Origin of the sequence: Mycolicibacter nonchromogenicus (assembly GCF_002101775.1) — a bacterium.
Classification (GTDB): Bacteria; Actinomycetota; Actinomycetes; order Mycobacteriales; family Mycobacteriaceae; genus Mycobacterium; species Mycobacterium nonchromogenicum.
Genome location: NZ_LQPI01000072.1, coordinates 134,181 through 143,304 on the forward strand (window position 1 = coordinate 134,181; position 9,124 = coordinate 143,304).

Consider the following 9,124-nt stretch of genomic DNA (forward strand, 5'->3'; position numbering starts at 1 on the left):
ATCATTCAGTCGTGAACGCCGACGATGACCCGGAGGCCCGCATACGGGAGTTGGAGCGCCCGGTGTCGGTCTCCGCCCGTCCGGTGGAACTGACCGTCTCATCGGGCTCCATCGACGGGAGGCCGCCGGGGTCGGGCAACGGCAGGATTCTCGCCGTCGTCGTCAGTGTGATCGCAGCGGCCTTGGTGATAGCAGGCTCGATCGCTGTTTTCGTGGCCGCTCGCGGCTTCACCACCTCCGCTGGGCACCCCACTGTGCCCAGCGGTTTCATCCCGATACCGTCCGCGGTACCGCCGGTCGTCGCCCCAACCCTGCCGCCGATCCCGAACCCGGTGGTGTCGGCCGAACCGGCGCCGGACGGCAACGTCACGCTGAGCATCACCGGGGCCGGGGAGAACAAGACGCTGGACTGCGCCGGCCGCTACGTTTCGATCAGCGGGGTCAGCAACACGGTGGAGCTCACCGGTCAGTGCGCCGGTCTGACCGTGTCGGGCATCGGCAACATCATCACCGTCGAATCGACGCCCACGGTCACGGCATCTGGTCTCAACAACCGGGTCACCTACCACTCGGGGAACCCGGAAGTCAGCACCTCGGGACTCGACAACGTGGTTGAGGCGGGCTAGGTCACCTCGCGTCACCCGAGCTGGTTGATCAACGCCTTCTTGTCGATCTTGCCGACCGCCGTGGTGGGCAGTGCCGGTAGCGCCGCCAGCTGATCGATCCGGATGTGGGTTGCGACCCCGGACTCGTCGAGGTGGCGGTTGAGCTCTGCCAAGGTCAGCGGTGAGCCGTTGAAGACCACTGCGGCGCAGATCTTTTCGCCCAGATATTGATCCGGCAAGCCGACCGCTGCGGCCGAGCGAACCGCCGGATGCTGCAGCAGGTGCGACTCCAGCTCGTCGGCAGCGATGTTCTCGCCGCCGCGGACGATCACGTCCTTGATCCGGCCGGTCACCTCCAGGTAGCCATTCGCCAACCGGCGGACCCGGTCACCGCTGCGGTAGAAGCCGTCCGGGCTGAAGGATCGCTCATTCGCCTCGGCCGCGTTGAAATAGCCGTTGATCGTGTAGGGCCCGCGCACCATCAGCTCGCCCTCGGATGCCTCGGCGCCGGTCTCGTCGACCACCCGCACCTCGTCGGCGGGGCACAGTGGCCGGCCCTGCGTGGTGTCGAGCAACTCCGCTGAGTCGCCGGGCCGGGTGTAGCAGAGCAACCCCTCGGCCATGCCGAACACCTGCTGCAGGCCCGGCGTCAGAACCTCCCGAATCCGGCGGGCGTCGCCCGGGGCCAGCTTGGCGCCGCCGACCTGCAGCAGTCGCAGGGTCGTCGGCCTCTGAGGCTCCCAGTCGCAGGCCTGCGCCCACAGCGTGGCCAACGCCGGCACCAGCGCGGTGACCGTCACCCGGTGCCGGGCGATGGTGGCGAATGCCGCCTCCGGGCTGGGGTCGGCGCCGAAGACGGTGGCCGCGCCCACCGACATGGCTCCCAGCAACCCCGGGCAGGCCAGCGGAAAATTGTGGGCGGCCGGCAGTGCCGCGAGGTAGACGTCATCGGCGGTCAGCTGGCACAGCTGCGCACTGGCGGTGGCGTTGTAGACGTAGTCGTCGTGGGTGCGGGGGATCAGCTTGGGCATCCCGGTGGTCCCACCGGAGACCAGCAGCAGCGCCGGCGCGGCGGGGTCGGGGGCGACCCGCGGCGCGGGGGCGCTCTCGCCCGCCTGGTCGAGGATGAGTCGTCTGAGCCCCAGCTCGGCGGCCATCGCCGGGTAGTCGAATCCCGCAGTGGCGTCGGGGATCACGATCCCGACAGCATCGCTGACCTCGGCCAGATGCCCGATCTCGGCAGCACGGTGTCCGGGTAGGCACAGCACCGGAACAGCGCCCAGCCGCAGCAGCCCGAACAGGGTGACCGCGAACGCGCAACTGTTGGGCAACTGCAGCAACACCCGGTCGCCGGCGCCGACACCCAGCCGGTGCAGACTGCCCGCCGCACGATCGGCGGCCGCATCCAACTGCGCATACGACAGCGTCGTGCCGTCATCGATCACCGCGCGCCGCTCGGGCCAACGCGTCGCGGCGTCGTCGAGCAGCGACGTCAAGGGCCGCCCGTTCCAGTAGCCGGCCGCACGATAGGCGGCGGCCCGCTCGTCGGGAAACGGTACGAACCCGTGCATGTGTACTCCCTGGCGTGCCGACGACCGAACCTGGATAGAGTAGCTTCGAGAAATTAGGGCAGCCTAACGAAGGGTGGAGTCGCGTCGTGGGGCCGGACGAGATACGCGCACAGGTCGCTGACCTGCTCGGCGCGGACGCCAGCGCCGTCGATCCCGAGGCAGATCTGGTGGGACAGGGTCTGGACTCGATCCGGATGATGAGCCTGGCCGGTCGCTGGCGCAAGCAGGGCATCGACGTCGACTTCGCCACGCTGGCCGCCGATCCCCGCATCACCGCGTGGCAGGACCTGTTGGGCCGGGGCGAACCGGCGCCGGAGACCGCCCCGATGGTCGATCCCGCTGATGCCTGCGCACCCTTTCCGCTGGCTCCCATGCAGCACGCCATGTGGGTGGGCCGCGACGACGACGTCGCGCTCGGCGGGGTGGCCGGGCACCTGTATGTGGAGTTCCACACCCGCCCCGGGGACCCGGGAATCGATCCGGGCCGGCTGGCCGCCGCAGCGAGTGCACTGGCCGCGCGCCACCCGATGCTGCGGGTGCAGTTCTCACCTGATGGCACCCAGCACATCCGGCCCGATGCCGAACTGCCGGTCGCCGTGCAGGACCTGCGGGAACTCGATGCCACCGCGGTGGCCCAGCGGCTGGATGCCACCCGCGTGGCGAAATCGCACCAGCAGCTCGACGACGCGGTCTTCGAGCTCACGGTGTCGTTGCTGCCGGACGGAACCACGCGCCTCCACGTCGACCTGGACATGCAGGCCGCCGACGCCATGAGCTACCGAACCCTGATGGCGGATCTGGCCGCGGCCTACCGGGGGGAGACGTTGCCCGAGCTGGGCTATACCTACCGGCAGTACCGCCAGGCCACCGCCGAACGCCAGCCCGACGAGAGCCATGCTCAGTGGTGGGCGCAGCGCATCCCCGACCTGCCCGACCCGCCCAAGCTGCCACCGCCCGCAGGCGCCCCCGCCGACCCGCGGCGCAGTACTCGGCGGTGGCATTGGCTCGACCAGGACACCCGCGACGCGCTGTACGGTCAGGCCCGCGCCCACGGCGTCACACCGGCCATGACCTTGGCCGCCTCGTTCTCCCACACCCTGGCCAATTGGTCGGACGCACCCCGGTTCCTGCTCAATGTGCCGTTGTTCGGCCGGGAACCGCTGCACGACGACGTCGACAGACTGGTCGGGGATTTCACCTCATCACTGCTGCTGGATGTGGACCTGAGTCAGGCCGGCACCGGCGCTCAGCGCGCGCACGCCCTGCAGGACGCCATGCGCACCGCCGCCGCCCACGCCGACTACCCCGGCCTGGCGGTGCTGCGTGACCTGAGCCGCCACCGCGGCACGCAGGTGCTGGCGCCGGTGGTGTTCACCAGTGCGCTGGGTCTCGGGGAGCTGTTCGCAGATGAGGTCACCGGGGCGTTCGGCGCCCCGGTCTGGATCATCTCCCAGGGCCCGCAAGTGCTGCTCGACGCGCAGGTCACCGAGTTCGACGGTGGAGTCCTGGTCAATTGGGATGTGCGCGAAGACATGTTCGCGCCGGGCGTGATCGACGCCATGTTCGCTCACCACATCGCCGACCTGACCCGGCTGGCCGGCGGCGAGGGTTGGGCGGAGCCGGCGCCGGCAGCGCTGCCGGCCGACCAGGCCCAGGTGCGCAACTCGGTGAACTCGGGTACCGCTGAGCCCAGCGGAGAAGCACTGCAGGACGGCTTCTTTCGCCAGGCCGACCGCGATCCCGATGCCGTCGCGCTGCTGCACGCCTCGGGGGAGTCGAGCTACGGACAGCTGCGCGATCAGGCATTGGCGGTGGCCGCCGCGCTGCGAGAGCGGGGCGTGCGACCCGGTGACACAGTGGCTCTGCTGGGCCCCAAGGGTGCCGAGCAGATCCCGGCCCTGTTGGGAATCCTGGCCGCCGGTGCGGTCTATCTGCCGATCGCCGCCGATCAGCCGCCCGAGCGCAGACAACGAATTCTGGCGCTGGGCGGTGCTGCGCTGGCCCTGGTGACCGGGGATGCGGTGCCCGCCCTGGAGATTCCGGCGCTGGCGGTCTCCGAAGCGCTGCAGCACTCCGGTGCGGTGGAACCGGTTCGCACCGATCCGGCCGAATTGGCCTATGTGGTGTTCACCTCCGGCTCCACCGGCGAGCCCAAGGGCGTCGAGGTCACCCATGACGCCGCGATGAACACCGTCGAAACCCTCAGCGCTCGCTTCGGATTCGCTCCGAGCGACCGCAGCCTGGCGCTGCTGACCCTGGACGCCGACATGTCGGTGCTCGACGTGTTCGCGATGCTTCGTGCCGGCGCGGCGATCGTGATGGTCGACGAGGCTGACCGGCGCAGCCCCGACGTGTGGGCGCAACTGGTGGCGCGGCACCGGGTCAGCGTGCTCAATCTGATGCCGGGGGCGTTGGAGATGTTGGCCGCCACCGGCGGTGAACTGTCTTCGGTGCGGGCGGTATTGACCGGTGGCGACTGGGTGCGCCCGCAACTGGCTCGACGGTTCGCCGAGGTGGCCCCCGGCGTGCGGTTCGCCGGACTCGGCGGGGCCACCGAAACCGCTATCCACGCCACGCTGTGCGAGGTCGAGGGTGAACCACCGGCGCACTGGGCCGCGGTCCCCTACGGCACCCCGCTGCCCAACATCGCCTGCCGGGTCGTCGGCGCCGACGGAGCCGACCGCCCGGACTGGGTGGCCGGCGAGCTGTGGGTCGCCGGGCGCGGCATCGCCTCGGGTTACCGCGGCCGGCCCGATCTGACCGCCGAGAAGTTCGTCGAGCACGCCGGCCGAACCTGGTATCGCACCGGCGATCTGGCCCGCTACCTTCCCGACGGCACCTTGGAGTTCGTCGGCCGGGCCGATCACCGTGTCAAGGTCAGCGGCTATCGCATCGAGCTCGGCGAGGTCGAATCCGCGCTGCGCCGGCTGCCCGGGGTTGCCGAGGCGGTGGTGGTGGCGCTGACCGACGCCGGCGGGCGTGAGGTGCTGGCAGCCGCGGTGCGCACCGGTGATCCAGCGGTGAGCGTCGCCGAATTGCAGGCCGGGTTGGGCGAGTCGTTGCCTGAGCACATGATTCCCCGACAGCTGCGCCTGGTTGCGGCGATTCCCTACACGGTTTCCGGCAAGATCGACCGGCGGGCGGTGACGGCGGAGCTGGCCGCGGACATGGCGGCAGGCGATGGCTACCGCGAGCCGGCCGGCCCGCTGCAGCGCGCCCTGGCCGCGATCATCGCCGAGGTGCTCGGCGTCGCCCGGGTGGGGGCCGACGACGACTTCTTCGCGCTGGGAGGGGATTCGGTACTGGCCACGGCCGCTGTGTCCCGTATTCGCACCTGGCTGGACGCCCCGGGCGCCGTGGTGGCCGATATCTTCGCCACCCGAACCGTCGCAGGGCTGGCCGCCCGGCTGGCTGCTGCGGAGGACGCACCGGGACGGTTGGACGCGGTCGCCGAGGTGTATCTGGAAGTGGCGCAGCTCGATGCCGCCGACGTGCTGGCGGCAATCGGAGAGGAATGAGTTCCGGGCAACCGTGCCTGATCGCCATGTGCCTCTAATTCTTTGTCACCCAACATCTCCCGATGATCGGCGATCCCTTGTATGTGGTGGCACCGATAGGCGGGTCGCACGATCTTGCCGAATTCGCCGAGGGACCAGCGCATGGCGGGCAAGATGGGCTGCGACGAACAGTCATTCGCTTGTGCGGAGGTGAGCTCACCGTGCTGACCACGATCGACGGCCCGCCCGCCCCGGCTCGGATGGGGCGCCCGGCAATGGGGGATTGCCGACCATGACGGCCCACATCGGCCACGAAGGGCACGACCACGGCCGCCCCAGCGTGGGTGTCGAGCACTCGGGCGCGGCGGAGATCGCGGAATACACCTGCCCGATGCACCCCGAGATTCGTCGGCCGGGCCCGGGTTCCTGTCCGATCTGTGGCATGGCGCTGGAACCGGTATTTGTCACCGCCGACACCGGCCCCAGCCACGAGCTGGCCGATATGACCCGCCGATTCTGGGTGGGCCTCGCCCTGGCGCTGCCGGTGTTCGTGCTGTCGATGGGCGGTCACCTGATCGGATTGGTGCCGGGTGTCATCTCGGCACCGGTGTCGGCCTGGATTCAGCTGGTGTTGGCCACGCCGGTCGTGTTGTGGGCGGGGTGGCCGTTCTTCGTCCGCGGCTGGGACTCGGTACGCACCGGGAACTTGAACATGTTCACTCTCATCGCGATGGGTACCGGGGTGGCCTGGGGCTACAGTGTCGTCGCCACCGTCGCGCCCGATGTCTTCCCCGACTCGTTTCGCGAGATGGGCGTCGTCGACGTCTATTTCGAGGCAGCAGCGGTCATCACCGTCTTGGTGTTGCTCGGCCAAGTGCTGGAACTGCGGGCGCGCGAACAGACATCGGGTGCCATCAAGGCCCTGCTCAATCTGACTCCCAAGACTGCCCGGCGTATCCGTCCCGACGGCGCCGACGAGGAGATCACCCTCGAGGACGTACAGATCGCGGATCGGCTACGCGTACGGCCCGGCGAGCGGGTGCCGGTCGACGGCGCCGTTGAGGAGGGCAGCTCCACCGTCGACGAGTCGGTCGTGACCGGAGAGTCGATGCCGGTCGCCAAGACCGCCGGTGACACCGTCATCGGCGGCACCATCAACCAGTCCGGCGGGCTGGTCATGCGTGCGGAAAAGATCGGCCGCGACACGATGCTGGCGCGGATCGTCGCCATGGTGGCCGAGGCGCAACGCTCTCGCGCACCGATCCAGCGGATCGCCGACCGTGTCGCCGGGGTGTTCGTCCCCGCGGTGATCGCCGTCGCGGTGATCGCGTTCATCGTCTGGGCCCTGGTGGGCCCCGACCCCAAACTCGCGCACGCCCTGATCGTCGCGGTCACCGTGTTGATCATCGCCTGCCCCTGTGCGCTGGGACTGGCCACGCCCATGTCGATCATGGTCGGAGTGGGCCGCGGCGCCAGACTGGGTGTCTTGATCAAGAACGCCGAGGCGCTGGAACTCATGGAGAAGGTCGACACCCTGGTGGTCGACAAGACCGGCACCTTGACCCAGGGCCGTCCCGCGGTGACCGACACCCTTGCGGCATCGGGCTTCGACCCCGACGAGATCCTGCGATGGGCCGCCGGTGTCGAGCGGGCCTCTGAGCACCCGCTGGCGCAGGCCATCGTGGCGGCGGCGACCGAACGCGGCGTCGGCATTCCCGACGTCGACAGCTTCGAGGCGCCCGCCGGCCGGGGTGTTGTCGGAGTTGTCGATGGACGTCACGTGGTTGCCGGCAACGCGGAATTCCTGACCTCGCAGCGGATCGACGTCAGTGCGCTGGAGTCCGAGGCCGACCGGCTCCGCTCGGATGGAGCCACCGCCATCTACCTCGGCGTCGACGGACGGGCAGCCGGCATCTTCGCCATCGCCGATCCGGTCAAGCCGACCACGCCGGCAGCACTGGCCGCATTGCGCCGCGAAGGCATCGACATCGTCATGCTGACCGGCGACAACCGCGTGACCGCGCAGGCGGTCGGGCGCCGTCTGGGCATCGACCGCATCGAAGCCGATGTGCTCCCCGATCAGAAGAGTGACGTGGTCACCAGGCTGCGTGACGAGGGCCGGGTGGTGGCGATGGCCGGTGACGGCGTCAACGATGCTCCCGCGCTGGCGGCCGCGGACGTCGGCCTGGCCATGGGCGGCGGAACCGATGTGGCGATGGAAAGTGCCGGCGTCACCCTGCTCAACGGTGACCTCACCGGCATCCTGCGCGCCCGCGAACTCTCCAAGATGACCGTGGCCAACATCCGGCAGAACCTGTTCTTTGCCTTCGGCTACAACGCGGTGGGCATCCCGATTGCCGCCGGGATCCTCTACCCGGCATTCGGCCTGCTGCTGTCTCCGCTGATCGCCGCGGCCGCCATGTCACTGTCCTCGATCAGCGTGATCGGCAATGCACTGCGGTTGCGCACCCAGCGGCTCACCGAGCCCGAGTCCGATACGTGACCCGGTGGTCTCAGACCGACAGACAAATGTCGGGTTGAGGGGCTGGTGTCCGGCTGTCTCGGTGTGCCAGCATCGATGACATGAAAGCGCCCCGGGTGGTCGCGCTGTTTGCTGCTGTGGGGGCATCAGCCCTGGTGGCCGTGCCCGGTGCCCCGGTCGTGGTTCCGGCCGCGTCCGCAGCCGACTGTCCCGACATCGAGGTGACCTTTGCCCGCGGGACCGCCGAACCGCCCGGTGTCGGCGAAGTCGGCCAGAAGTTCATCGACGCGTTGGATTCGCAGGTCAAAGGGCGCACCGTCGGGGTGTATGCGGTCAATTACCCGGCCGGCGAGGACTGGCCGCCCTCGGCGTCCGACGGCGCCCGCGACGCCAGCGCGCACGTGCAGTCCATGACGGCGACCTGCCCCGATACCAAGCTGGTGCTCGGCGGCTACTCCCAAGGCGCCATGGTCATCGACCTGGTCACCATCGCGCGGGCATCGGTGGCGGGCTTCAACGCCGCGACCCTGTCTGCCGAGGATGCCGAGCACGTCGCTGCGGTGGCGGTTTTCGGGAATCCCACCGACCGGTACCTGGGCGGACCGATCAGTGAGATCAGCCCCTGGTACGGAGCCAAAGCCATTGATCTGTGTGCCGACGGCGATCCGATCTGCACTCCGGGAGCCCTGGCGCTGCCTTCGCACGACGAGATGTTCTCCGCGCCCCACCTGTCCTACGCGCAGTCGCCGATGCCCGCTCAGGCCGCGGCCTTCGTCGCCGGTCTGCTCTGATCCGACGCCCGCCTTTCGCCGAACGTGTATTCAGCGCGATAAACCGAGGAGCAGAAACCCGGTCTCAAATCACGCTCGGCGCGGGGGAGGGCCTCGATGGGGCCCACGGACGCCCCAGTTTCCGGCCCGCCCCCGGTAGGGGTAACCTAACGCGAGGAAATTAGGGCAGCCTTTACTA

At 69.4% G+C, this 9,124-nt stretch carries 5 protein-coding genes; 4 read left to right on the forward strand and 1 reads right to left on the reverse strand.

Annotated features, from left to right (window positions below):
• Positions 1-11 precede the first annotated feature (11 nt).
• Positions 12-626 carry a DUF3060 domain-containing protein gene (locus AWC18_RS18380; RefSeq protein ID WP_064998417.1) on the forward strand — a complete coding sequence of 205 codons (615 nt, stop codon included), beginning with the start codon at positions 12-14 and terminating at the stop codon, positions 624-626.
• An 11-nt stretch (positions 627-637) separates the two neighbouring features.
• Here AWC18_RS18380 and AWC18_RS18385 read toward each other — a convergent pair whose 3' ends face one another.
• Positions 638-2,176 carry a (2,3-dihydroxybenzoyl)adenylate synthase gene (locus AWC18_RS18385; RefSeq protein ID WP_085129725.1) on the reverse strand — a complete coding sequence of 513 codons (1,539 nt, stop codon included), beginning with the start codon at positions 2,174-2,176 and terminating at the stop codon, positions 638-640.
• 86 nt (positions 2,177-2,262) lie between these two features.
• Here AWC18_RS18385 and AWC18_RS18390 point away from each other — a divergent pair, with 86 nt between their 5' ends.
• The 3 genes from AWC18_RS18390 (at position 2,263) to AWC18_RS18400 (ending at position 8,946) form a co-directional block, all read left to right on the forward strand.
• Positions 2,263-5,694, forward strand: a complete 3,432-nt coding sequence (locus AWC18_RS18390; RefSeq protein WP_085139653.1) for a non-ribosomal peptide synthetase — start codon at positions 2,263-2,265, stop codon at positions 5,692-5,694.
• Between the two features lie 271 nt (positions 5,695-5,965).
• Complete coding sequence (locus AWC18_RS18395) at positions 5,966-8,176, forward strand: copper-transporting P-type ATPase (protein WP_085139654.1); 2,211 nt, start codon at positions 5,966-5,968, stop codon at positions 8,174-8,176.
• Positions 8,177-8,256: 80 nt separating this feature from the next.
• A complete protein-coding gene (locus AWC18_RS18400; protein ID WP_085139655.1) occupies positions 8,257-8,946 on the forward strand; it encodes a cutinase family protein in 690 nt (229 codons plus the stop codon).
• The last annotated feature ends 178 nt before the right edge of the window (positions 8,947-9,124 follow it).